General features: G+C 62.6%; 18 protein-coding genes, 1 tRNA gene and 1 pseudogene. 7 read left to right on the top strand and 13 right to left on the bottom strand.

Going from position 1 to position 24,519, the window contains the following annotated elements:
• Positions 1-2: 2 nt before the first annotated feature.
• On the bottom strand, positions 3-1,316 hold the full coding sequence (locus ACZ1I5_RS00540; RefSeq protein ID WP_465171797.1) for a hypothetical protein: 1,314 nt from the start codon (positions 1,314-1,316) through the stop codon (positions 3-5).
• A 1,249-nt stretch (positions 1,317-2,565) separates the two neighbouring features.
• On the opposite strand from ACZ1I5_RS00540, the gene ACZ1I5_RS00545 reads away from it, so the two are divergent.
• On the top strand, positions 2,566-2,799 hold the full coding sequence (locus ACZ1I5_RS00545; protein ID WP_465171798.1) for an AbrB/MazE/SpoVT family DNA-binding domain-containing protein: 234 nt from the start codon (positions 2,566-2,568) through the stop codon (positions 2,797-2,799).
• Positions 2,800-3,223: 424 nt separating this feature from the next.
• On the opposite strand, the gene ACZ1I5_RS00550 is transcribed toward ACZ1I5_RS00545, so the two are convergent.
• The 4 genes from ACZ1I5_RS00550 to ACZ1I5_RS00565 form a co-directional block, all read right to left on the bottom strand.
• Positions 3,224-3,742, bottom strand: coding sequence for a DUF6438 domain-containing protein (locus ACZ1I5_RS00550; protein ID WP_465171799.1), 519 nt, complete (start codon positions 3,740-3,742; stop codon positions 3,224-3,226).
• A 93-nt stretch (positions 3,743-3,835) separates the two neighbouring features.
• On the bottom strand, positions 3,836-5,254 hold the full coding sequence (locus ACZ1I5_RS00555) for an efflux transporter outer membrane subunit (protein WP_465171800.1): 1,419 nt from the start codon (positions 5,252-5,254) through the stop codon (positions 3,836-3,838).
• Positions 5,254-6,387 (bottom strand): HlyD family secretion protein, encoded by a 1,134-nt coding sequence (locus ACZ1I5_RS00560; RefSeq protein WP_465171801.1) that lies wholly within the window; start codon positions 6,385-6,387, stop codon positions 5,254-5,256. Before ACZ1I5_RS00560 ends, ACZ1I5_RS00555 begins: the two co-directional genes overlap by 1 nt.
• 1 nt (position 6,388) lies before the next feature.
• A complete protein-coding gene (locus tag ACZ1I5_RS00565; protein ID WP_465171802.1) occupies positions 6,389-8,059 on the bottom strand; it encodes an MFS transporter in 1,671 nt (556 codons plus the stop codon).
• Between the two features lie 194 nt (positions 8,060-8,253).
• On the opposite strand from ACZ1I5_RS00565, the gene ACZ1I5_RS00570 reads away from it, so the two are divergent.
• On the top strand, positions 8,254-9,213 hold the full coding sequence (locus ACZ1I5_RS00570) for a hypothetical protein (RefSeq protein WP_465171803.1): 960 nt from the start codon (positions 8,254-8,256) through the stop codon (positions 9,211-9,213).
• On the opposite strand, the gene ACZ1I5_RS00575 is transcribed toward ACZ1I5_RS00570, so the two are convergent.
• Entirely contained in the window at positions 9,206-10,309 is a 1,104-nt protein-coding gene (locus ACZ1I5_RS00575; RefSeq protein ID WP_465171804.1) for a PAS domain-containing protein, read from the bottom strand. The genes ACZ1I5_RS00570 and ACZ1I5_RS00575 overlap by 8 nt on opposite strands.
• Positions 10,310-10,485: 176 nt before the next feature.
• On the opposite strand from ACZ1I5_RS00575, the gene ACZ1I5_RS00580 reads away from it, so the two are divergent.
• Positions 10,486-10,561, top strand: a tRNA-Thr gene (locus ACZ1I5_RS00580).
• A gap of 365 nt (positions 10,562-10,926) precedes the next feature.
• Here the strand turns inward: ACZ1I5_RS00580 and ACZ1I5_RS00585 are convergent.
• Positions 10,927-11,667 carry a class I SAM-dependent methyltransferase gene (locus tag ACZ1I5_RS00585; protein WP_465171805.1) on the bottom strand — a complete coding sequence of 247 codons (741 nt, stop codon included), beginning with the start codon at positions 11,665-11,667 and terminating at the stop codon, positions 10,927-10,929.
• Between the two features lie 302 nt (positions 11,668-11,969).
• Between ACZ1I5_RS00585 and ACZ1I5_RS00590 the strand changes: the two genes are divergently transcribed.
• The 4 genes from ACZ1I5_RS00590 (at position 11,970) to ACZ1I5_RS00605 (ending at position 17,741) form a co-directional block, all read left to right on the top strand.
• Positions 11,970-12,191, top strand: coding sequence for a hypothetical protein (locus ACZ1I5_RS00590; RefSeq protein ID WP_465171806.1), 222 nt, complete (start codon positions 11,970-11,972; stop codon positions 12,189-12,191).
• Positions 12,192-12,476: 285 nt separating this feature from the next.
• Entirely contained in the window at positions 12,477-14,810 is a 2,334-nt protein-coding gene (locus ACZ1I5_RS00595) for a hypothetical protein (RefSeq protein ID WP_465171807.1), read from the top strand.
• Between the two features lie 22 nt (positions 14,811-14,832).
• Positions 14,833-16,713 (top strand): glycosyltransferase family protein, encoded by a 1,881-nt coding sequence (locus ACZ1I5_RS00600; protein WP_465171808.1) that lies wholly within the window; start codon positions 14,833-14,835, stop codon positions 16,711-16,713.
• Complete coding sequence (locus tag ACZ1I5_RS00605; protein ID WP_465171809.1) at positions 16,710-17,741, top strand: hypothetical protein; 1,032 nt, start codon at positions 16,710-16,712, stop codon at positions 17,739-17,741. The genes ACZ1I5_RS00600 and ACZ1I5_RS00605 overlap by 4 nt, the downstream gene beginning before the upstream one ends.
• 116 nt (positions 17,742-17,857) lie before the next feature.
• On the opposite strand, the pseudogene ACZ1I5_RS00610 reads toward ACZ1I5_RS00605, so the two are convergent.
• The 6 genes and pseudogenes from ACZ1I5_RS00610 to ACZ1I5_RS00635 all read right to left on the bottom strand — a co-directional run.
• Positions 17,858-18,402 (bottom strand): annotated as a pseudogene (locus tag ACZ1I5_RS00610) (IS5 family transposase); the annotation flags it as partial.
• Positions 18,403-18,660: 258 nt separating this feature from the next.
• Complete coding sequence (locus ACZ1I5_RS00615) at positions 18,661-20,499, bottom strand: glycosyltransferase family 2 protein (RefSeq protein ID WP_465171810.1); 1,839 nt, start codon at positions 20,497-20,499, stop codon at positions 18,661-18,663.
• Positions 20,500-20,565: 66 nt separating this feature from the next.
• Complete coding sequence (locus ACZ1I5_RS00620; RefSeq protein WP_465171811.1) at positions 20,566-21,525, bottom strand: phytanoyl-CoA dioxygenase family protein; 960 nt, start codon at positions 21,523-21,525, stop codon at positions 20,566-20,568.
• A gap of 328 nt (positions 21,526-21,853) precedes the next feature.
• Positions 21,854-22,501, bottom strand: coding sequence for an ABC transporter ATP-binding protein (locus ACZ1I5_RS00625; RefSeq protein ID WP_465171812.1), 648 nt, complete (start codon positions 22,499-22,501; stop codon positions 21,854-21,856).
• Positions 22,498-23,280: an ABC transporter permease gene (locus ACZ1I5_RS00630; RefSeq protein ID WP_465171813.1), complete on the bottom strand. Its 783-nt coding sequence runs from the start codon at positions 23,278-23,280 to the stop codon at positions 22,498-22,500. Before ACZ1I5_RS00630 ends, ACZ1I5_RS00625 begins: the two co-directional genes overlap by 4 nt.
• On the bottom strand, positions 23,280-24,449 hold the full coding sequence (locus ACZ1I5_RS00635) for a KpsE/RkpR family capsule polysaccharide export protein (protein WP_465171814.1): 1,170 nt from the start codon (positions 24,447-24,449) through the stop codon (positions 23,280-23,282). The genes ACZ1I5_RS00630 and ACZ1I5_RS00635 overlap by 1 nt, the downstream gene beginning before the upstream one ends.
• Positions 24,450-24,519 lie beyond the last annotated feature (70 nt).

The raw sequence follows: 24,519 nt of genomic DNA on the forward strand, positions 1-24,519 counted from the left end.
ATTTAATCTGATTTCGAAAATACGAGGAGTGTTTCAACCAGTTCCTTTTTGCCACCCTGCTGAGGAGAGGCTCGCATCGAGCGAAAAGGCTCCTCTGATACCTTATCGAAGCCAATAGTTTCAGCGAGTTCAGTTAAGATCTTGGCGACTGGGACGTAGACGCCGTGATAAAGGCTGTCACCTACAACGAGATATGCCCTGCCATGATGGACGAGTGAAGTATGAAGCTTTGACAGAACCGTAACCATATCGTCGAAATAAGCGACCACCATGTCTGGAATCGACTTATTCCAAAGTTCGGCTCGGACCGCTTGAAGCTCTAGTGAAACACGTTTGAGCGTTTCCGATTCCATATTCGCGGCGCCGAAGGATCGTGAAATCTGGACATGGCTTCTAAGTGTTTTGAGGCGCAATGTCCTGTTGTCACTGCCGGCGGTCAGATAGCCGCATGCCCAAAGTTCGACATTATACACGTCCGTATAGTCGAAGGAGTTCGGATAGGGTGGCGAGAAAATCGCAACATCGAAGGTGCGGTCCACGGGGATGAGCTCGCGGCAATCCCCTCGGGCAAGCTCAAAATCCAAGCATAGCCGCTTGCGATAGCGAAGGATGTCGCCAATCGCTTGTTCGGAAGCCTGACGAAACATCGCAACAACCGTCTCAGCCGTAATCAGGCGATTGGTCCAACCGCGACGGTATCGTCTGCCTTTGCCGCTGATTACGACATTACTCACCGGAACTGTCAATGAGGCCAAAACCACGCGAAGCAAACGGCGGTTCGTCGGATTTCTAATCTTGGCTATCGCTGCCCGAAAGCCGGCGATGCTGTTGGCCACAGCACGAGAAAATATATAACGGCCTTTGACGCCAGGTTCGACAAACGTTGGCGGTGCCCCCGGAAACGGATCCTCGCCTTGGTAGGGAGCGTACCTCCGAAAAACGGCATCGAGATCTGTACGCAACGCGTCCGGATTGTACGACGCGAGCTTCGCTTCGATTAGATCCGCGAGGTAGGGATTAACCTCGATCGTGAACGGTTTGGCAGCCAGGAACTGACTCGAAAGAGCGGTTGTTCCCGATCCGCCGAAGGGGTCGATTGAACTTCTGATAGGCCGCTCAAGCGCAATAGCAGTTTCTTCAAAAGCTTGCGCGATTAGCTCAGGTGCGAAAGCCTCCTTAAAATTGCGCCATGACTGGAACGCAACGAGTTCGCTTCCGGCGTTAGTCGATAGATGGAAAGGGCGACGATCGCCTAACCAATCAAGCAGCGTTACCGACTCGCATTCATCGGGTTCTGGGGCAGCGATCACATCCATTATGCCTCCAAGCGCGATGTATTGCGCGTTGAGTCATCGTTCGGTGGAAACGTCAAGGGTTATCGAAAGGCGGCTACAGGATTTCGTGCGAAAAACGGTGAGGATACCGGTGGGATACCTGTGGAGACCGGTGACAGTGCATTTTTAGCGGTGGTCCGCCAGGTATGGAGGGGGCGCCCCTCAAAAGGCAGGACCGCCTGATCTTTGATCAACCGGGCATAGGACAGGCCCCGCCACTAGGCAGAGGCAACCCGCCCGCTTCGACCGCATGACGTTTGGCGCCACCGTCGCGTCTCGTGCCCGCCTGTGCCGGGAATGGCTGAGCGATCGACATTTGCCCGATTCTGACAGACATTATCCGTTGGAAACTGACTCTGCCAAGCCGGCATACAAAGCGGGGTAGAACAACAGATGAAGGCGAGGCCGCGCCAACGGCCTGGCCCTTCCGGTTGGTCCTGGTGGCTTCGCGGCACCATCAGGGCCGATCGCCTCGCGGAGCCTCCAGGCCCCAACGCCTGGAGGTTGCTCCCTGGGGCAATGTCCGACAATCCGTCGCCGGAGAAGGTCCAATGAGGATGCCTATCGGAACCACTGGGCGTGCTGGCGAAATCTGTCCCGAAACCGGCATTTGGAAAGTGGGTGCCGTGCCGACCACGACGCACCGGTACGAAAAGGGGAGTCGCTTTCACTCCTTTGGCAAGGGTGTGGAGTGGCGGCTTATCAGCTACGAATGACGTCGGAAGCGCCCCGCGTTGGGCCCGCCTGATCTTTGGTGAACCCGGAGCGAAGCGGGCATAGGACAACTACCCCCGCCGCTCCGGCAGAGGCAGTCCCGCCCGCTTCCGACCGCATGACCTTTGGAGCCACCCGTCGCTTCGCGTGCTCGCTCGTGCCGGGAATGGCGGAGCGATCGGCAGTTGCTTGCGAGGCATTCCCGCCCCGCCGATCCCCGCTCTGCCTTGCGGACTCGGGTTGCGCTCTGATCGGACCCCTTCTGGTAGCGCGCTTCGCCCGGCCGCCAGAGTATCGAACCAACCCGGCCGGGCGGCGCGCTATGGGGCGATTCGCGAGTCTGTTGAATCAGTTGTGGCCGAAATGGCGCGCCCGTAACGTGTGACGCAGCGCCCTAACGCCCGGTAACGGACCATAACGCGCGTCACGGCGTGACAGCCAGTCGTCAGGATTGCTTGACCACTGACGTCCTGATTCCCCGGCCCTTCCCACGGTGACATGCGGCGAGATTCCTGCTATGATTTTTGACATGGGCAGGCGTTTGAAACACGCGACTGAGGCTGGCACAGGTACCAATCTGTCCCCAGCGATTGAGAAAGTGTCGCGCGAGGATGATGGTCGGATCGTTATCGACCCGGCTTCAACGCCCTCCTATAATCTGGATGCTCTCGTCGCCGGGATGACGCCGGAGACATTCCCGGAGGAGGTCGATTTCGGTCAGCCGGTGGGAAAGGAAATCTGCGGGTTTTGACGCAAACCGCCTGATTCCAAATCGCCGCGTCGATTCACTGACTCCCGCATTTCTGCTGAACTCCCCGCAGCGCCATAAAGGCGCTCGGAGAGCCAGCGATGTTCATTTCCCCGGCAAGTAAAGCGCCAAGCAAAACTGATACCCCTCGCGGAATTCGGCGAGTAAAATGACAGTCGAACTCGCATCCGATCGAATCGCGCCGTCCGTACCGGTGAAGCATTACGATACGCGCCAGTGCAGACCCGCGCCTAAATCGCGCGCAGGCCGCAAGAATCGCTCGATTTCGCCCCTCTCGCAGGTGGGTCGCATAATTCCGCGATTAGTTGCCGGCCTCCGGCAGCGCGCATCGTTGATCTACTTAGATACTACGCCATACCGCACCGATCCCGGCGCACATCACGGCCAGATCTTCGCTGCAACGCCATCACCCCCGCGACACCCCCGGCCGGGTCGTCTGGCGCGTCCAGGGCTCGATGCCCAGCCGCGCCGGCAGGTCCTGCAGCAGCGCGTTGAGCCGGTCGTTGGCGGCGGAGCGGCAGCCTTTGTCGTGCTGCAGGGTCGTCACGCCGGCATCGGGCGCGGTCCAGGTGATGCGGGTGTGCGACTGGTCGCTGATCCGCGTGTCGCACTGGGTGTCGGCGGTCGTGCCGGTGGCGGGACGATAGGCCGCGAGCGCGGCGGCGAGCGCGCGGTAGCTGGCCGGGCCGGCCTCGCGGGTCTTCACGCCCAGCTCGGCGGTGTGGCGCTCGCCGGTGAAGGTCACCGTGCCGGCCGGGCTCACCGCGACGCTATAGACCGGGCAGAAGCCGAAGCACGGGCCGACCGAGACGGCGATCGTCTCGGCGGCAGGCGGGGTTGCGGTCGCGGGCGGGGTGCCGGGGGCGGCGCAGGCGCCAAGGCTCAGCAGGGCTGCGGCCAGGGCGATCTTCGGGAACGAAACCATGGTGTCTCCAATCTCGGTTCGGCCCCCGATAGCGCCGCGAAGATGAACCGCGCGCGACGAGGGGCAGGGGGTCGGGGCTCAGGGGGTCGGGGCTCAGGGGGTCGGGTTCAGCCTGGCCGGGTCGCAGGTCGCGGCATCGGGCAGGCACATCGACCAGCCGCCGCCCATCGCCTGGTAGAGCTGGATGCGCGCGGTCAGCGCGTCAGTGCGGACCTGGAGCAGCGAGAGCTGCGCGCCGAGCAGCCCGCGCTGCGCGTCGAGCTGTTCGAGATAGGGCGAATAGCCCTCGCGGTACCGGTTCGTGGCGAGGCGCAGCCCCTCGGCCAGCGCGTCGCGCTGGCGCCGGGCGGAGGCGGCCTGTTCGTCGAGCCGGGCAGCCGCGGCCAGCGCGTCCTCCACTTCGCGGAACGCGGTCAGCGCGGCGCGGCGATAGGCGAAGGCGGCCTGGTCGCGCTGCGCCCCCGCCGCCTCGGCCTGGGCGGTCAGCCGCCCGCCCTCGAAGATCGGCGCGAGTATGCTGCCGCCGAGCGACCAGATGGTGATCGGGTCCTGCAGCAAGGTGGAAAAGGCCGCGCCCGCCGCGGCGGTGAGCCGAATTTGGGGCAGGAAGCGTTTCCGCGCGGCGGCCAGCGATTTGTCGGTCGCGGCGAGCTGATATTCGGCCTGCGCCACATCGGGGCGGCGGCGCAGCAGCTCGGACGGCAGGCCGGCCGGGATGGCGGGCTCGGCCAGCGCGTCGAGCGCCAGGCCGCGCGCGATGGCCTGGGGCGTCTCGCCGGTGAGGGTGCTGAGCACATCCTCGGTGCGGGCGATGCCGAGCTGGATCTGGGGGATGATCTGCGCGGTCGCCTCATATTCGGCCTCGGCCTGTTGCAGCTCGAGCTTGGGCGAATAGCCCCGCCCGACGCGCGACCGGGCGATGCGCAGCGACTCGGTGCGCGCGGCAAGCGTGGAGCGGGCGACCTCGAGCCGCGCGTCGAGCCCGCGCAGGGTGACATAGCCGCTCGCCGTCGCCGCCGCGACCGAGAGCCGGACGGTGTCGCGCGCCGCTTCGCTCGCCAGCCAGGCGTCGCGCGCGGCGGCGCGCTGGTCGGCGAGGCGGCCGAACAGGTCGATCTCGTAGCTTGCCTGGAGCTGGGGCTGCGCCGCATTCTGTTCGACCGGCTGGCCGAACGCGTTGACCGAGCGCGATCGGCCGCCGCTGAGCCCGGCATCGATCGCCGGCAGCATCTGCGACCGGGCAAGGGCGAGATTGGCGCGCGCCTCGCGGATGCGGCCGGCGGCGATGGCGATGTCCGGATTGTTGGCCAGCGCCTTCTCGACCAGCGCGGTGAGCACGGGATCGCCGAACGCCTGCCACCAGGCGCGGTCCAGCGGGGCGACGGGCCCCGCATCGGTGCGCCAGGCGGGCGGCGGGGCGAGCGGGGCGACGCGCGCCGTCTCCACCGCCGGGCCGGCGCAGGCGGCGAGCAGCAGCAGCGCGAGGGGGGCGATCAGGGGGGAGGGGCGCATCATGGGCGCTTGCCGCCGCGCGTGTCGATGCTCAGCTCGACCGACATGCCGGGGCGCAGCCGCGCCGCGAGCGGCTGGTTCGGGTCGATGCGGATGCGCACCGCGATGCGCTGCGCCACCTTCACGAAATTGCCCGTCGCATTGTCCGATTTCAGCACCGCGAATTCGGATCCGGCGGCCGGCGCCATGTTCTCGACATGACCGGTCAGCGCCGCATTGCCCAGCGCATCGACCTTGAACCGAGCGCTCTGGCCGATCGCCATGTCGCGCGTCTGCGCTTCCTTGTAATTGGCGACGACCCACACATTGTGGGGCACGAGGAACAGCAATTGCGTGCCCGCCGTCACATAGGCGCCGCGCCGCACCCCGATCTCGGACAGCTGGCCCGCCTCGGGCGCGCGGATGATGGTGTTGTCGAGGTCGATCTGGGCGAGGCGAAGCTGTGCCCTCGCCGCCTCGACCGACGCCTCCAGCCCGCCGCGCCCGACCATCACGGTGCGCACGTCCTGCGTGCCGATCGACCGGCTCGCCTGGGCCTGGCGCACCCCCGCCTCGGCGGCGAGCAGGGTCGCGCGGGTCTGGTCGAATTCGCGGGTCGAGATGGAGCCATCGGCGACCAGCGCCTGGGCGCGCTTCATGTCGGCCTGGGCGCGGACCAGCTGGGCGCTGGCATTGGCGATGCCGGCGTCCTGGCTCTGGATCGCGACCTCGCGCGATCGCTGCGCCTGGCTCGAATTGGCGAGCGCGGCCTGTTGCGCGGCGACGTTCGCCTCGGCCTGGGCGACGCGCGCGCGATAGATGCGGTCGTCGATCGTCGCGAGCACCTGGCCCGCCTTCACCTCGGCGAAATCCTGCACCGGCACTTCGGTGACATAACCGCTGACCTGCGGGCTGATGATCGTCACCCGGCCGCGGACATAGGCATTGTCGGTCCGCTCGCTCCAGCCGGCAAAGGGCGGCAGGCGCCAGGCGTAGAGGATGGTCAGGATCGCGGCGATCGCCACCACCAGGATCACCACGATCACCGGGGTGGACTTGGTGGCCGGGCGCCACGCGCTGGGCGCCGCTTCCGCGGGCAGCGCCGCGGCGGGCGCGGCTTCGGGTGGTGGCGCTTTCGTTTCGGTGTCGGTCATCTCATTGCCCCTGTTGCGCCTGTGCCTCTTGTGCCTTCAGCATTGCCTGTTGCAGCAGCACGACCGGCGATTTTTCCCCCCGCCGCCGGATCGACCAGCGGATCGCATAGCCCCACAGCGCCACGAAGATCGCGAGCACCCCGACCAGCAGGAACACGTCGTTGAAGGCGAGGATGTTCGCCTCGCGCGCGACCTGCTGCGCCAGGATGGCGGCGCCTTCCGCGCTGCGCAGCGCCGGGTCGCCGACCACGCCCGTCACCGCGCCGCCGCCCGCGCGCACCCGCGCCGCGACCAGCGGATCGGTCATCACGATGCGCTGGACCAGCTCATGCGAATGATATTTCTCGCGCACCACCTGGAACGTGCCGAGCAGCGCGTTGCCGACCAGCCCGCCGATGCTCTGGCTGATGCTGAACAGCACGACGAAGCTGATGAAGTTGCGCCCGCCGGCCAGCAGCGTGCGCGCGATGCCGATGACCATCGCCTGCGCCAGGAACAGCAGGGAAGCGAAGCCGATCAGCGCCTGGCTGAGGTAGAAGCTGCTCGGCCGCGTCAGGTTGTTCGCATCGGCATCCATGAAGGACGCGATGACGATCAGCACGACCGCGATGGTGATCGGGCGGGCGACATTGTCGGGGCGGAAGGTCAGGACGGCGGTGACGAGCCCGGCAATCGAGGCGAGCACGACGATCACGTTCAGCACCACCATCTGGTCGTTGATCATGCCGAGAACGGTGAGCAGCCCGACCGAGCCATAGGCCTGTTCCGACAGCAGCACGCGCACCGACGCCGCCACCGCCATCAGCCGCACCACTTCGCGCGTCGCGAGCCAGCGGGTGTTGATCAGCGGGTTGGCGCGGCGATGCTCGACGATCAGCGCGCCCGCGATCAGCGCGATGCTGGCGGCGAGCGCCCAGCCCATCCAGGCCCGCTCCGTCCACCATTCGATGCGGCCTTCGGACAGCACCGCGATCAGCAGCCACAGCCCCGGCGCGAGCAGGCCGAAGGTGAGGAAGTCGAGCGGCTCGAACACTTTCTCGCGCTCGCTCGGCGGCAGCGGCAGGCTCATCACCGCGGACAGGGTCGCCAGCGCCAGGCCGAATTCGAACCAGTAGAGATTGTGCCAGTCGCCCCATTCGAGCAGCCGCGGCGAGAAGACCCGCGCGAGCGGCGCGGCGAGCTGCGGGATGGAAATGCCGATCATCACCGCCGCCAGCCGTTTCGGCGCAGGCATCGCCTGGAAGAAATAGAGGATGGTGAGCGTGGAGAGGCCGCTCGCCGCGACCCCGCTCACCGCGCGCACCGCGACCGAGGTCCAGAAGCCATGGACGAACAGGTGCAGCAGCGTGATCGCGGCATAGGCGCCGAGCGTGTAGCGGATGAACGGCTGCAGCCCGAATTGCTGGCGGTATTTCACCAGCAACAGGTTCGCCGTGATGTTGGTCATGAAATAGGCGCCGGTCAGCCAGGCGCTCTCGTCGCTGTTGAGGCCCAGCGTGCCTTGCGCGAAGTTCAGATTGACCGTGACCAGCGCATTGCCGAGCCCGCCGGTCAGGCCGACCAGGCAGCCGATCAGGAAATAGAGGACACGCCGGCGCGCGGGATGATCGGGATTGGCCGGGGAGCCCGGCAGGGTCGGCCGTTCGTGCGGCTTGAAGACATATTCCGCCACGTCCCTGTCTTTCTTGCCCCGTTTTTCCCGACTCGATGCCCACGACTGTCGTCGGCACGGCAGGGTGCGCCTAGGGACAGCGTGTTGCCAGCGTCAATTAACACCTTGGTGCAGGATGAAATGCGGATCGTGCATCCTATCTTCGCCCTGGGCGGGGGCTGCTGGCCTCCGCCGATCCACCGAGGAGCGAGCCAGTGACGACCCCCCTTCGCATCCTGTTGCAGACGACGATCGAACCCGCCGAGGACGACTGGAGCATCGCGCGCTTCTCCGTGCTGCGCGACCTGCTCGAGCGCGCGCGGGACTATGACGGCGCGCCGCTCTACGAGGTGACCGCGCGCGACCGCGCCGCCCCGCCCGGCACCGACGATCCCGTGCTGGCGCGGATCGACGAGAGCGATTTCGACCAGCTCTGGCTGTTCGCGGTCGATGTCGGCGACGGGCTGAACGCGGCCGAATGCGCGGCGATCAGCCGCTTTCGCGCCGCCGGCGGCGGGCTGCTCGTCTCGCGCGATCATATGGACCTGGGCTCCTCGGTCTGCGACCTGGGCGGGGTCGGTGCGGCGCATCATTTCCACACGCACAATGTCGATCCCGATCCGGCGCGCCAGGCGGTCGACGATCCCTATACGACGAGCATCCTGTGGCCGAATTTCCATTCGGGCGCGAACGGCGATTATCAGGAGATCGTGCCGGTGGCGCCGGTCCATCCGCTGCTCGCCGATCCCGAGTCGCCGGACGGCCATCTGCGCTATCTGCCGGCGCATCCACATGAAGGTGATGTCTCCGCGCCGTCTGACGATCCCAGCGCGCGCGTCATCGCCACCGGACGCAGCAAGGTGACCGGGGCCGAGTTCGCGATCGCGGTGGCGTTCGAGCCGCAGGGCGGCGCCGGCCCGGCGGTCGCGCAATCGACCTTCCATCATTTCGTCGATTACAATTGGGACGTGGCGCTCGGCGCGCCGAGCTTCGTCAGCGAGCCGCCCGGCGGAAGCCTGGTCGCGACCCCCGAGGCGCTGCGCTCGGCGCGGCTCTACGTGACCAACCTGGCGCGCTGGCTCGGCGGCTCGGCGCGGGCGCGCCACCTCGACGAGCAGCTCGACGAAGCATTGGAGGAGAGTTTCCCGGCGAGCGATCCGCCGGCGATCAGCTGAGCGAGACCATGTCGCCGCGGCGCGACCGCGCGGCGACCGGCCGGGCGGATGCCGGTTTCGTCGCCCGGCGCTCGGCCCTGATCACGCCCCTGATCCCGCCCTCGAACCCGTCGAGGAACGCCGCCAGACCCCCCGGGGCTACGCCGAGGCGGCGGGCATGGGAGAGGATCGCGGCATAGTCGGCAAGCCGCGTCCTGTCGCCATCGGCGCCGAATACGAGCATCACCACCGGCATCATCGGCGCGCGCAGCTGAACCGCGATCCCGGCACGCTCGAGCAGCAGCGCATAGGCCGCGGGATCGGCATCGGCGGCGAGCGCGACGTCATGCGCCAGGCCCAGCGCGTGGTGGAGCGTGCCGCCCGTCCGTCTGTCGCCGACCGCCGCCGCGGCCTGTCGCGCGCGCAGCAGCTGCTCGGCCAGGCGACCGGCCGGGGCCCTCGACCCGATCCCGCGGCCGACCCGCTCTTCCGCGTCGCCCGGCCAGGCCATGGCCGTCGCGAACGGCCCGGCGACCGCGCCGCGCGCGGCGCCGAGCTCGGCATCCAGCATCGCCTGGGTGCCGGCGTCGACCAGCTGCTTCCAGCTGATCACGCCATAGATATAGTCGACCGACCTCCCGCCCGACGAAAAGGGCATCAGGACGCCGCGGCACAGCGTATCGTGACCGCGCCAGTCGACGAACTCCTCCTCGAAGTCGATCGGCGCGCGATCGGCGATGATCCGGCGATACTGGTCGGTCAGGCGCGACAGCAGTGATCGGTCGGGTATCGCGGCGATGTGCGCGAGGTCCTGGTCGAGCCCGCATTCCTCGCGCAGGCGCCGGCCGACCCAGACGATCGCCGGATCGGCGACGCCGCCCGCGACATCGAGCAGCACGCTGTGCGGGCCGAAATCGGCGATCGTCGCGGCATCGAGATCCTCGATCGACGGACAGGCGCGACCGCGCAGCAGCGAGACCCAACGATGATAAGCGCGGACATGCAGGCGCCGCTCGTCGGTGCCGATTTCGGGTCGCGGATGCCCGAGGTACCCCGCCGCCGAATCGGGTTCGCGCCCGGGCCCACGACCGTCTTCGAAACCGCGGACCTTATCCATGCGATTGCCACCCTTCAGGGCTTGTCCCAGCCCGTTACCCAGGCGGTGTGCACCGGATGTGGTAAATCTTGTGTAAAGCGGCGACCGCTCGCTGGCGTGAGCGCTTGTCAGCCGCCGAACCAGATGATAAGCGCCGCCCCCTCGCGAACGCCCGTCCACGGGCCGCACCGGGATATGCCGCTTTAGCTCAGTTGGTAGAGCATCGCATTCGTAATGCGGGGGTCACAGGTTCGAGTCCTGTAAGCGGCACCATTCCTTCCACGAGGGAAATCCCGGCCTGCTGCAGAAGGCCTTTCGAATCCTTCTATATGAGAGCCGAATTTTCGCGGGTGCGCTGTGTCGCAGTGCTGGCCGGTATGATTTGAGCCGCGCGTCCAATAGCGCCGTCTTCACCGATTTTGCCAGAACGCGGTTCACCTCGAGGCGGGATTCGTCGCGATCGAGCTGGAAGAACGGTACTGCACGGCGAGCGGCCCGTCAGCTCCGCTACCGCCGAGCTACACCACCAACCGGACACGACCGTCGGACATGTTCGGAACCGGGAAGATTGGCGTCGGGATGGCATTGATCTGGAGGTCGCAACGATGCCGCCAGAGGCGGCGCCAGACCCCGGGGCGTCAGGCTGGCTTTTTCATTGACGCCAGAGCTTGCCAGAACTGGGGATGATTGGTTCCGTCAGTGCCGTCAGTGAAGGAAATATCCTCAAAACCGATCGATTGCGCCCAGAAGCGTATCCAGTCGCGGTGCAGGAACACATCCAGCGTATCGGACCAGCCAAATTTACGAAAACGGCCCAGCCGGCTCTGAAAGACTGCGTGGTGCTTGGAATCTTCAAGTTCAAGAAAAGAAAATACCAAGATGCCACCGGGTTTCAGGGCACGGAAGGTGTCTTCCATGTAGAGGAAGCATTCTTCCGGATAAAGATGGGTAAATACAGACCAATGGAAAACCATATCGATCGACGCATCCGGTGCCGCGATAGTCAGCTGCCGGTGCACTACCGCATCGTAGCCGGGGCATTTGGACCGTAAATACTGGACGAGCGGCTTGACGATATCGGCGCCCTTGTATTGCCCCTGCCAGCCCGATCGTTGCAGCGCCATTGCGGTGCGCCCAGAACCGCAGCCAAGATCGTAGATCGACATTCCGTCCCGCAGGCCGTGATGCTGCAGCACCGCTACGTGGCCATCGCCCTGCCGTTCAAATTCAGACGCCGACAATGCGCCGATGGAGGCGATCATCGCCATGTCATAATCGCCGCGATACTGTCGTCGGAACCGCGCGACCAGCGCGTTGTATGATCGCACCGAATGCGCGCGATTCGCCCGCGCGAGAAGATGCTGCATCAAATTGGCCATGACCACCCCGTACCTAATCTCCATCGCCTTGCCTGACCCTCGGTTGCAGCGTCAAGCTGTTGGTCAGGCTTTTGCCTCGCCGCTGCGCGCGCTGTTTCCTCAGGCGATCGCCGCCTGACTTTCGGTTCTAGCCCAAAATCAAACGCGTCAAATCGAGGAATATGGCGGTGCGATCGTTGCTGGCAAGTTAGCCATTTTGTGACGCCTATTTTGCTAAAATTCCTTTCTAATCAAGACTCTAATTCAAATTTCCGGCTCGGAGAATATAAGAACATCCAGCTCTTATAGCGTCGGAGAAACCGGTGGCGAAGACCGGCGATATGGTGACGTTCAATCACTTTGCGCTGCCGATCGAGACGAGCGGTGCCTCGTTGCAAAAAGGCATTCCGCCTGACATTTCAGAGGGTATGGTCCTTGAGGTTGAAGTGAAGATGGTTCATACGCGCCTCAGTAATGTGGGGGCCGGCATCTCCGTTGTTGACATAGGGCGGACTCGGCGGCGTGAAGTCGCACGCGCCGTGTAATCGCGGGCGCTGGGCGTCGCGCCTGCAGGTTGCTCGAACGTGCGGCCAAGCAACGCGCGGCCAAGCTTCGGTGGCGAAGATTAAGGTGAGGTGGTTCTGAACACGACACATTCCAGGCCGGAGGTGCCGAGCAGCCGCGGGCCACGATCGGTTGCGGATCGCAAGGCCACGAAAGCAGCAGGCCGCCGTCGAACCTGCATCGTCGTGCTGGGTGCACACCGATCTGGCACCAGCGCCTTTGCCCGTGTGGCCAACTTGCTCGGATGCGCGTTGCCCAGAGATCTGATGGCTGCCAGCGAGGGGAACGCGCTCGGTCATTGGGAATCGAATGTCGTCACCACACTCAACGACCAATTACTGGCGTCAGCCGGCAGCCGCTGGGACGACTGGCTCTCGCTGAGCAACGACTGGAATGGCTCGGTATTGCGCGAAGAATTCCTTGATCGCGCGGTAGATGCATTGCGTGAGGAATACGGTGAATCGTCACTGTTCGTTCTCAAGGACCCGAGAATTTGCCGCCTATTGCCGTTGTGGCTGGAAGCGCTGACGGTGCTCGATGTTCGGCCGGTGGTGGCCATTCCGGTGCGAAACCCGGTCGAAGTGGCCGAATCGCTGGCGGCACGAGATGGATCCGCGCCAGGGCACGGCTTGCTGGTTTGGCTGCGCAACGTGCTCGACGCCGAATTTGCAAGCCGTGACCTGCCGCGCTTTGTGTTCAGCTATGAGGATCTGTTGAGCGACTGGAGCACGGTCGCAGAAGAGATGGGAAACGCGACCGGAATCACCTGGCCCCGCAAGTCGGTACTGACAGCCTCGGAAATAGATGCCTTCTTGACGCCTCATGCTCGGCATCAGGAATATAACGAGAAGATCGCGCTCGGCCCGCGTACGCCGGTTTGGGTACGTGACACTTATGCCATTCTGACAAAGTGGTGCAAACAGGGCGAGGACGGTGAGGATCGCGCCCGCTTGGACAGCATCCGCGGTGACTTCGATGCCTCGGCGCCGACTTTCGCCCAGTTGATAACGCAAGGTACGGTGCGCGGTGACGGTGTCGGGGAGGGAGTCCGGCAGCGTCAGCGATTGGAGGAGGACGTCGCCCGACTGGCTCAGGAGTTGTCGCAGGCTGAACAGCGTCATGAGGCCGCGAGCCAAGGTCTCGCCGCGGCCGAGCACGCAGCTGAATTGGCGCGCGCCGAATGTGCAGCACTGAAGCGGGTTCTGGAGGAAGCCGCAGCGGATCGGGATTCGGCAGTACAGGGTCGTGAGGCCGCGAGCCAAGGCCTCGCCGCGGCCGAGCACGCAGCTGAATTGGCGCGCGACGAATGTGCGGCACTGAAGCGGGTTCTGGAGGAAGTCGCAGCGGATCGGGATTCGGCAGTACAGGGTCGTGAGGCCGCGAGCCAAGGCCTCGCCGCGGCCGAGCACGCAGCTGAATTGGCGCGCGACGAATGTGCAGCACTGAAGCGGGTTCTGGAGGAAGCCGCAGCGGATCGGGATTCGGCAGTGTCGCTGCAGATGGCTGGGGAAGAGGAGCAAGGACGACTGGCGGCTCGTATCGTGCAAATCCAGGGCGAGACGGAAGCTCTTCGCGCGCACGATCAGGAACGTTTTGGCACGCAGCTGGCACTGGCTCAGAGTGAGGTGGAGGCGCTGCGCGACCAACTCGCCAAGGCGTCCGAGGCAGTTGTCGCATACGAAGATAATCTCGCGCGTCAGCAAGAACAGGCGGCCGAGACGATCGGCACCCTGAAGGACCGCCTTTCCCAATCGGAAAGCGCTCTTATCCAGCGCCAGGAAGAGGCGCGGCAGGCTTGGGCGGACGTCACTGTCGAGCGGCGCACGAACGAACTGCTGCGTAGCGAGCTCGACCGCACACGTGCCCGCTGTGACGCCCTTGATCTCCATTCCGCCGAGATGGAAAGGCGATCGCGCCAACAGGCAGAGGCCGTCCTGGCAGCCGAGGTGCGGATACTAGAAGCCGGATGGGCCGCCAAGGAAACCACTCTCCGGGAGACGCAGGCACAAAACCTGATTGCCCGCCAGGAGGAGGAACTGGACAAGCTCACGCTGAACCAGCGCGACCACCTGGGCCGTTTGGCTCGATACGAGGGCGAAGTGGCGTATTTGGTCAGACTGCAGTCGGAACTGGAAGCTGCACTGCGCGCTGCTATTGAACGGGCAGATTCTGCCGAACGCGTAGCCGCTACCGCACCACCACCAGACGCCCCGTCCGGGCTGGCATCCATTTCCTCGCCCACCGCTACCGATCCCTTGGTCGAAACCGCAAGCGAAGCGGCGTTAGCCGATGTCGCGAGACAGCATGGAGAGATCGCGCAATTGACGAACATGGTTGCGGAAGAGGCGCAGCGCGTTAGCCATTTGCAGGGGCGCGTCGAATGGCTGCGGGACCTTTACGACCTGCAGCGACGATTTCCACGGTGGTGGGCGCTGCTGCCGGCCAAAGAGCGGGCCCGCCGGCTGCTTGCCAGGGTTGAGGCGTCGGGTATGTTTGACGCAGCGGCATATCTCTCGAAACATCCAGATGTTGCCCAATCTCGGATGGATCCGCTGGTACATTATACCCGCCATGGCATTTTCGAAGGCCGGTCATGGTGACAGTTTTTCTGGGGGCTAAATAGTGGTTGATGTTTCAGACGAAGACGTCGCCGCCCTTCGGGCATCGGGGGTATTCGATGCGTCGTGGTACCTGACCGAATATCCCGACGTCGCGATCACCGGTATCGATCCAGCGCGGCATTACCTGTGGATCGGTCGGCGGTTGGGGCGGCGTCCTTCCGCAGGGGATACATTGGCAGCGGTCACGTCAGTCTTGGCCGAAGGAGAGGTCACCATGGTCCGTGCTGCCGTCCTTTCGGATTCGGACACCGCCTCGTTTGCTGCCCGATTGGTCAAAAAAGCGACGTCGCGGTTCAAACGCCGTGATAGCGACATCGACCCACACTTGCGCGATGTGGCCGAAAAAGGCTTTGACGTCGATTATTACATTACCGCATATCCCGACATCGCAGAGGCTGGTGTCGATCCGCTCGAACATTATCTACAGCATGGCTGGCGTGAGGGACGAAACCCGTCGCTGGCGTTCTCGACCAGATTCTATCTAGAAAATAATCCAGACGTGGCTGCCGCGGAGGTCAATCCTTTCTACCACTATCTGACGGCAGGAAAGGACGAAGGGCGCGTCGGGCGACACGAACTTGGATTTCGTTGGGATATTCTTTCGCGTCTCAAGCCCGTGGCCGATCAGATCGCCGAATACAGGTCGCACCGCAGCCCAGTCTCCTGTGATCCACGCGCGCTACTGCAAAGCAAACTTGTACAGGCGTTTAAGAAATATTCGACGAAACTGCTTCTGTCGTTCTCGCATGACGACTATACGCGGCACGTTGGCGGGGTGCAGCTTCTGCTCCGCCGTGAGGTTGAACTGCTGCGGGTTCACGGCTATTTACAAATGCACTTCTACCCGGTGCATCCCCTACCATTTCTCGATACTTCGGGCGATCCGGTACAGTTGGGCGTATTGCTGGATGGCGAACTGGTTGGAGTCTTCCATCCGCACGATATCGTCGCATGCCTGACCGATGCTGACACCGCTGCCCATGATCCCCAGTTCGTGATCCACAACCTGCTTGGCCACAACATGGATCAGGTAATTGCCATCATCACCGCGAGCGGCGCGCATCAAGGCAGTTTCTGGATACATGATTTCGCTGCTTTATATAATAATTTCAAATTGTTGCGAAACGATGTGGAATATACCGGTGTGCCGAAGCCGGACACATTGGCGTGGGAGTTGTGCGAGTTCACGAAGGCCGATTTTTCACATCGCGACGAATTCGCAAAGCTGTTCGACAGGTTTGTGGTCGACCTGCTTTCGCCTTCCCGATCAGCGTTGGCGATTTGGGAGGAAGCGGGCATCCACGCGTCACGTTCCAGCCGGGTCATTCCGCATGTGACTCTAGGAGAGGCTGGCGCATCCGGACCCAGCGAGGCGGACGAGGGGCAACCCTTACGAGTCGGCTTCATCGGCTATCCTGCCGATCACAAGGGCTGGTCGGTGTTCCAGGAATTGGTCCTGAAGCTGGGTGATGACCCGCGCTATGAGTTCCATCACCTGGGCAAGGGCCGCCGAGGTGGACTACCGGTCACATATCGAGAGGTCGTGGCTTGCGAGAGTGAACCTGACCTTATGCGCAAGGCGACGGCCGCCACGCGTCTCGACGTGGCGATCATGTGGTCGATCTGGCCCGAGACGTTTTGCCTCACCGCGTACGAGGCGCTGGCCGGCGGCGCCGCGATCGTTACCAGCGAATGCGCCGGCAACGTCGTCGATCTGGTTGAAGGAATCGGCCCGGGCATAGTCCTTAAGAGTGAGGCCGACCTCTTTGCCGCCTTTGATACGGGCGACATACTCAGATTCGCACGTGCGCGCCGCAGCGTACAACACTTTTATCTGGAATACAGCGCGATGACCATCGAGCTTCTGGAGGGTGGCGCGTGAAAGTCCTTTGCTTCTCCAGCTTCAGCTTCAGCTACCTTAATCGCGCGCGCGTACTCTATCAGAGCTTGCGTCGTCATCATCCCGACTGGCACCTCGTCGCGCTGATGACCGATAAGGTGCCGGCTGGCTTTGCTTTCGATGTCGCCGACGAGCCTTTCGATGAAGTAGTCTGGCATGACGAGTTGGGGATCGACAATGTCGAGGGCTGGTTGTTCAAACACGACATCGTCGAGATCTGTACGGCAGTTAAGGGCCCCTTTCTGGCCGAGGCGACCCGCCGCGACTTCGACGCAGTAATCTACCTCGATCCCGACACATGTCTGTTCAACCCGCTCTCCCCGTTACTGGAACTGCTCGAGGATCACGATATCGTCCTTACTCCACATCTGCTTGAGCCGGAGAAGGAACTGGGTGCCATTGTCGACAACGAAATCTGCCCGATGTGGGCGGGCATCTTCAATCTCGGTTTCGTGGCAATCCGCACCACCGGGGAAGGCGCCCGCTTCGCGCAATGGTGGAGCGACCGCCTGCTGGAATTCTGCCACGATGCGCCGGCAAAGGGCCTTTTCGTCGACCAGAAATGGTGTGACCACGTGCCGGTATTCTTCGACAAAGTGAAGATCCTGAAGGATCCGGGCTACAATACGGCCAGCTGGAACATCAATCAGCGCCGTATCCGAGTCGATGATATGGGCAATGTACGCTCGAACGACAGTCTTTTACGATTCTGGCACTTCACCAAGCTGGGCCCGCTCGGCGACACAATGACGCGGCGCTATGCGAGGGATCAGATCGTCGTTTACGAGCTATGGCGCTGGTACCGCGCGCAGGTTGTCGCAGCTACCTCGAAAGACATTCCTGATCGGTACTGGGCGTTCAGTCAGTTTGCCGATGGTACGCCAATCCAGCGTTCGCACCGTCTATTGTATCGTGAACGAATGGATTTACAGAAGGCCTTTCCCGATCCGTTCGGACGTGGGCCGTCGGGCGATTTCTCCGCCTGGTTGAGAGCCGAAGGGTTGTTGTAGGATACACTGTAATCAAGTGTATCGTGCGCTACGGCCCAAACGATCCGTTTCATGGGAGATTGGCGCACCCCGGGCAGTAATCTAGTTGCCGTTTTTAGGCTGTAGTGACAAATTGATCATTTAAGCCATAGCATGATGCTGGCGAGTTTGATGAAGCCGATGAAGTTAGCGGCAAGCTTGTCGTACCGCGTGGCAATGCGTCGGTATTGCTTGAGCTTAAAGAAGAAGCCCTTGATCCCCCACCGGTTCTTGTAGGCAATGCGGTCATAGTCGCGCGGCTGTTTGCGATGGCGTCGTGGCGGGATGACGACAATGCCGCCCTGCGCCTCGATCTTCTCGCATAGGCTGTTGGCATCATAGGCCTTGTCAGCGAGAACCTGCTCGGCCTTGAGGCCATCGATCAGGTCGTTTGCGGGCACCATGTCGTTCTGCTGCCCAGGGCCGAGATCGAAGCGAACCGGCAGGCCGAGCGCATCTACTACGGCATGGATTTTGGTGCCGAACCCGCCGCGTGACCGGCCAAGAGCCTGGGCTTCCTGGCCCCCCTTTTTTGCCGCGCTCCAGCGGCTTGGGCCTGAGCGCGGATGAGGGTCGCATCGATCGCGATCCACTCCATGTCAGGGTCGCTCGACACCGCCTCGAAAATTCGGTCGAACAAGCCTTGTATGAGCTGTTCGGGCAGGATTCGGGGTGAATGCGGGGAGTGAGAGGTGGACCAGGCTCTATCTTAGCGTTTTTACAAACGCTTACGTGTCGATCTGTCGGGTTGTAGCGCCGTGATGGCCAGTTCAGCGATTCGCACCAGCCATGTGCCTGGAACGCGGGTAGGGCGCAACCAAGACACCGACAGTGCCCACACGCGCGGTTTCATTTTCGGGCAACCTGAGCGGTCGACTCGATTGCGAATGCACCCGGCGGATTACGATACGTCAGCTTTCGGACTATGCCGGTGGGCAGCGAGACCCTTTGTCGGGATAGGCCGATCAAACGGTGACGCATAGAAGATGAATTCTGGTTTGTAGACTTCGCTGCTGCGGCTCAGCACCGGATGGTGCGTCGGATCTTGATAGGTTTCGGTTCCCCATCGCGCCTGTAGCGTAGCGAGCTCCGTTCGATACCGTTCGATGTGTTCGGGCGCCATGTCGAGGCCGCGCGACTTGCTCTCGTGATGGATCAGGACGGCGCTCGGCACGTAATAATTCTCGAAGCCGGCATGGTGCAACTTCAGGCACAGATCGACATCGTTATAGGCAATACGAAGCGCCACCTCGTCGAATCCGCCCACCGCTTCGAACCTGTCGCGCCGCACGAGGAGGCAGGCGGCCGTGACGGCGATCGCGCGGTGCGCGATTAGGGCATGCGCGAAATGACCTGCGGCGTGTTCGGGAAGGCCGCGATGCGCATGGCCCGCAGCGTTGCCCATTCCCACGGTTACGCCAGCATGTTGAATGGTGCGATCGGGATAGAGTAACCGGGCGCCGATCGCCCCCGCGTCGGACCGCACCGCGTAACGCATGAGTTCGCAGAGCCAGTGGTCGTCGATGATCTCGATGTCGTTGTTGAGCAGGCAGAGATACGCGCCGCGCGCTGCTTTGACGGCGAAATTGTTGATCGCCGAATAATTGAACGGATGCGACCAGGTCACCACCCGCACCCGGGGATCGGCACAGATTTCGGACAAAAAGGCGTGGGTCGCCGGCTCGTGGCTGTCATTGTCGGCGATCACGATTTCAAGATTGGGATAGCGTGTCCGGTCAAGCAGGCCCCGGATACAGGTCTTCAGCAAGGCGACCTGATCGCGTGTGGGTACGATGATGCTGACCAGCGGCGCCGATACGGGCAGTGGCCAGCGAATCGATGCGGTGCCGAAAGGGCCTGCGACGACCGCGGTTCCATTCACCCCCGCCAATGCGTCGCGCAGCAATGCGAGCCGCCTCGCATCGGGGCGCCGCCAATGGCACGGCGGAGTCGATGCGGTTATCCGGTGGAGATGCTGCACCGCCTGACCTTGCCGCAGCGTCGCGCGGAGCAGCATTCCGTAAATTGCAGCCTCGTCGCTCTCATCGACGCGAAGCTCACGTGCTATGGCAACTGGAACGGCGATTGCTGCCGAAAGATAATCCTGGGCGAGAAACATTTCCGGATCCCATGCCGGCTTGAACCAGGGATTGCGCCTCCAGCCGAACCGGTCGAACTCATCCTGATCGCCATAGAGGATCGGAAAATGGCCGGCGGGCATCGTGCTCAGATGAATGCCATAGGCGGCCAGCGCCATGCGCGGCAGGCGGCAATCCCGCCGCAACGGCACCAGATACCGCGTTTCCGCCGAGGACAACGCGGCCTTGAGCCCAGCTCCATAGCTGTCGAATGCGCCATCGAGCGCCGAAATGCGCGGATCATCCGGCAAGTCGGGCACATTCCCGTCCTGGCTCGTGACGAGCAGGCGCCAGTGCGGCCATGTCTGGCGGATAACCGATCGCACGGCGCGGGCGAAGTCCCCTGGTAAGACTGACCGGGCAAAATGCAGATGCACAGCGATAGCGTTCGCCTCGGCGACGACCGACGCCAGCGCAGGACGATCGGCGCGCGCACATCGGCCATTCCATTGCGCATAGGCAAAGGGCAGAGCCGCGACTGCTTCTCCGAATTGCAGGCGCGCGCGCAAGCGTCTGCCGGTGATTCGCCAATAAATGATCTTCAGCGCCTTCCCGGGGCTCAGCAACAGCAGCAGCAATGATTCCAGGACCGTCGCGATCATCACCGCTGCAGCGTCCCTTTCCGTGCAACGCGCGACGACGAGGCGCGCGTCAACGATACTTTGCGATCAATCGTTGCGCCAGGGATCGAGCTTACGAAGCATCTGACCCATCCGGGAGCGCTTTCGCTGTGATGGCAGTGGCACACCGAGATAGGAGTTCGGGCGTAGCTTACCATCGTCGATCCCGACGATGTCGCGCAGTTGTAACTGACCAAGCGTCTCATCCGAGAAGGCCGGGGTATAATATATGCAATCCTCGAAATAATAATGCGTGACTTGCGACCAGCGGGTCAGGCGTGGATCGGACTGCAGCGCGCCGCCGTGAAGCAGGTTTGCGCACCATATCAGCGCCTGGCCCTTGCGCGCCAGAAAAGTTTCGGTGGGTGTGCCGTTGGCCGCCATCATTGCGTTCCACGCGTCCGCATAGGGGTCCTGCGCCGATTCCAGATGGCTGGCATAGCCGCGGCGTCCGATCATGGAATTGCTGACGATCGGCCAGCGATGCGATCCCGGTGCATAGAAGAGCGGTCCCGCCTCGGCAGGTACATCTTCCATAGCGACCCAGACGCCACACATGAATCGCTCTGGCAGACTTGAAAAATGAACCGCGTCGGCATGCACTGCCTGTTGCGTGCCGACGGGAAAGTTGAGCGTCTGGAAAGGGAATGCGCGACGGCCATAGAGACGCGAGAGCAAATCCAGGATGGCAGGATTCACTGCGATCGCCCGGACATCCTCGTCGAACTTCCACGCATCCTGGATGCGTCTCAGGCCTTGGGTCTTGTCGCTTTCCGGGTCGTTCAGATGGGCGCCCAAGCGAGGAATCAGCGACGCGCGGATTCGATCCACCCGATGGTCGAATTCGACATCCTCGAAATCTACGACGGCGAAGCCATCGACATGCAGCTTGGTCGCAATCGCCTGTTCGGCTTCAGACAGGCCGAGATGCGGGAGTTCGGCGCGGAAGGCCGGCGACTCGATTCTAGGGACGCCGGGCAATGCCGACTTATAAACCGTCTCGTTCATGCCCGCCGTCTAATCTGAAGCCGCCAGGGGAATTACCCACTGCCGACAATCGCATCCTAAGCTTGCACCGACATCGCCCGGCATCCGGAGGTGCCGTCATTATCTTGAAATGCGTCGCTTTTCCGAACCCTTTCTAGGTGCAAGCGCCGTCGCTAGCAACCGGGCAAAGCGTCGTGCGATAACAGTACCCCGAGTCGACTTCGCCGCCCGGGCCGGTGTTACACGCGACTGGATTGGCGTCGTGGCTGGGTTATGATTCTTGTCGTGAATGAACTGCGGAGACGCCTCTCGTCAACCTTGGCGCGGTACTGGATTAAGGTGCGGGCTTCTACAACGCTTGGTAGATCGCCAGTGCCTCTTCGATGTCCTCGTAAACTTCCGCCTGGCCGTTGCGTAAAACCACCGCCAGATTGCAATACTCACGAATATAATCCACGCCGTGTGTGGCGAGCACCAAGGCGCGATCGTGCCGCTTCTCAAAAATCTCGGCGTGGCATTTCAACTGGAAATTGCGGTCGCCCACCATGATAACCTCGTCGATCAGGTAGCAATCGAATTCGATTGCCAACGAAAGGCCGAAGGCCAGGCGCGCGCGCATGCCCGCGGAATAGGTCTTTACCGGCGCGCGCAATTGCGCACCGAGTTCCGTAAAGTCTTCGACGAAACTCCGCAGATCCTTGTAATCCCGGCCGTAGATACGGGCAATGAAGCGGGCGTTGTCATATCCTGTGAGGCTGCCCTGGAAACCGCCATTGAACCCGAGTGGCCACGAACAACTCATCTTGCGCAAAATTCTGCCCGACGTCGGCATTTCGACACCGCCGATCATCTTGATCAGCGTCGTCTTGCCGGCGCCGTTGCGACCCAGCAAGCCGACGCGATCACCGCGATTGAACGTGAGGTTGATGTTTTCCAGCACACGCTTCCGCCCATGACCGGCGCGGTACGATTTGTAGAGCGATTCACAGGCGATCATTCTACCACCAAATCCCGGCGGACCCGCCGGCACAGAGCGAGGCCGATCATCATGAACACGATTGACACGAGGATTGGATTCCAAACGTCGTAATAGGGCTCCACATAGTCGCCGAACAAGCCGTAGCGGATCATCTCCATCGTGTTCACCATCGGCGACATCAGGAGATACTCGCGAATGGATGGAGGAGCCCACGAAACCATGGTGAAGGTACCGGAAAGCGGGATGGCAATATAAACTGAAACCGGCATGATCTTTTCGACGACTTCGGACATCACGGAAAGCGGCGCGAGTACGAAGCAGATCGACAGGATGAGTATGCCGTAGAGCGCCCACCCCGCGACCATCATACCTGGGTTGGCCGGGGCCGGAATATATCCCAAGAGGCCCAGGGCAAGCGCGATGAAGAGCCACGCCATTGTCGCACCGATGAATTCAATTATCACACGCACCAGGATGAAGTCCGTTATCTTAACCTGGCGATGATACAGCAGGCTGCCGTTGACTAAAAAAATACTGGTGCTCCTGGTGAACGATGAGCGCAGGAAGGTCAGCGGAATATAGCCGCTCGCAACGAAGGCAATAATGCCCACGCCGTGTTCCTCAGGCCCCTTGAGGTACGTCCACATAACGCCCACCAGCACGGCGAACAGCAATGGCTCGGCCATGATCCACAGAAAGCCGATATTCTCACGTCCAAAACGCGTCGTCAGCTCCCGGATCATGAGGGCTTTGACGACCCTGACCTGGCTTTCCCAGCCTTCGCTAAGCGCCGACATCAGCTCTCGGGCCTGTGCTCGAGGATGCCGACGACAAGCATCCAGCCGACCATATAGAGACACAGGCAGACGCCCGCCACGGTGAGAATCGAGGTCAGGCGGTTGGGCAGGAGCGCCATGTCGGGGGTGTGCGGCTCCACCACGCGTTCGAGATAGAATTGCTGCCGAAGCGCCTCAGCGCGGGATTGCTCTAGCGAAGCATTGGCCGTGCTGAACATCTGCGTCGCGAACTCCTGCTCGACGAGCAGATTTTCATATTGGGAGAGCTTGCTGGCAAGTCCGCTGGACGTACCCGTTGCACGCCCGGCCTGCCCGCTGATCTGGGTGTCGATTGCCGCGATCCGGCTCCGCAATGCCGGAATGGAAGGATTGCGAGGCGCGGCGGCCTGTATCGTCTGCAACTGTGCCTGAAGGGCCGCCCGCTGTGCGGTGAGTTCCGTCGAGACCTGCAGGACGCCGGTGGCTTCCTTGCTCGGGTCGAGCAGGCGCTCCGTGTTGCGATATTGGCGCATGGCGATGCGGGCTTTGCGAACCCGCCCTTCCGCCTCGCGCACGCGTCCCTCCGCCTCGGCGATCTGCTTGGCTTGCGCTCTCATGTTGAGACGATTGACAAGGTTTTCGCTAAGATCGAGGAGGCCAGCGGCCATGGCGTGCGCGTCCCGTGGCGTGAAGGCCTTTACCTTCAGGACGGCCAGGTTGGTATCATGATCGAGATTGGCACCGACCATATGGTTGTAATATTTATACAAGCTCTCGAATGAATCGCGCCGGAACACTGGCGGATAACCGCTCAACCAGTCCGCTTCGGGCCGCGCGAACGCAGCGCGTACGTTAATGGTCTTGGACAAATCACCGAGCGCATTGCGCGAACGAACATAATCGAGCACCTCGTTGGTCTGCTCCTCGCCGGCCGACAGTCCGGTTGTCTGGATCAGATTCGCAAGTGTCGATGATGTCGACCGCTTCTGGTCGGGCGACTTGATGACGAAGCGGGCCTCGGAGACGTAGATGTCCGATGCGATGAAACCATAATAAATCGTGCTGGCCAGAACCGGAAGCACAACCAGCAGGATGAACCATCGCTGCCGGCTGATCCATCGCCGCGTACGCGCGCCGAGTCCCGGCTCGCGCTCCGTAGCGGCACTTGCATCCAAAGCTTCCATCAACATTCGTACGCACCTCGGTAGGACGGACACATCCAGAAGACGGGCCACGTCGATGACGATCGCTCTAGGGGCA

The organism is Sphingomonas sp. BL-S-30, from assembly GCF_055521475.1.

Bases quoted from the DNA above. Each gene is read 5' to 3' on its own strand.
- ACZ1I5_RS00540 (WP_465171797.1), bottom strand. From the start codon at position 1,316: ATGGATGTGATCGCTGCCCCAGAACCCGATGAATGCGAGTCGGTAACG.
- ACZ1I5_RS00545 (WP_465171798.1), top strand. From the start codon at position 2,566: ATGATTTTTGACATGGGCAGGCGTTTGAAACACGCGACTGAGGCTGGC.
- ACZ1I5_RS00550 (WP_465171799.1), bottom strand. From the start codon at position 3,742: ATGGTTTCGTTCCCGAAGATCGCCCTGGCCGCAGCCCTGCTGAGCCTT.
- ACZ1I5_RS00555 (WP_465171800.1), bottom strand. From the start codon at position 5,254: ATGCGCCCCTCCCCCCTGATCGCCCCCCTCGCGCTGCTGCTGCTCGCC.
- ACZ1I5_RS00560 (WP_465171801.1), bottom strand. From the start codon at position 6,387: ATGACCGACACCGAAACGAAAGCGCCACCACCCGAAGCCGCGCCCGCC.
- ACZ1I5_RS00575 (WP_465171804.1), bottom strand. From the start codon at position 10,309: ATGGATAAGGTCCGCGGTTTCGAAGACGGTCGTGGGCCCGGGCGCGAA.
- ACZ1I5_RS00585 (WP_465171805.1), bottom strand. From the start codon at position 11,667: ATGGCCAATTTGATGCAGCATCTTCTCGCGCGGGCGAATCGCGCGCAT.
- ACZ1I5_RS00595 (WP_465171807.1), top strand. From the start codon at position 12,477: ATGGCTGCCAGCGAGGGGAACGCGCTCGGTCATTGGGAATCGAATGTC.
- ACZ1I5_RS00615 (WP_465171810.1), bottom strand. From the start codon at position 20,499: ATGATCGCGACGGTCCTGGAATCATTGCTGCTGCTGTTGCTGAGCCCC.
- ACZ1I5_RS00620 (WP_465171811.1), bottom strand. From the start codon at position 21,525: ATGAACGAGACGGTTTATAAGTCGGCATTGCCCGGCGTCCCTAGAATC.
- ACZ1I5_RS00625 (WP_465171812.1), bottom strand. From the start codon at position 22,501: ATGATCGCCTGTGAATCGCTCTACAAATCGTACCGCGCCGGTCATGGG.
- ACZ1I5_RS00630 (WP_465171813.1), bottom strand. From the start codon at position 23,280: ATGTCGGCGCTTAGCGAAGGCTGGGAAAGCCAGGTCAGGGTCGTCAAA.
- ACZ1I5_RS00635 (WP_465171814.1), bottom strand. From the start codon at position 24,449: ATGTTGATGGAAGCTTTGGATGCAAGTGCCGCTACGGAGCGCGAGCCG.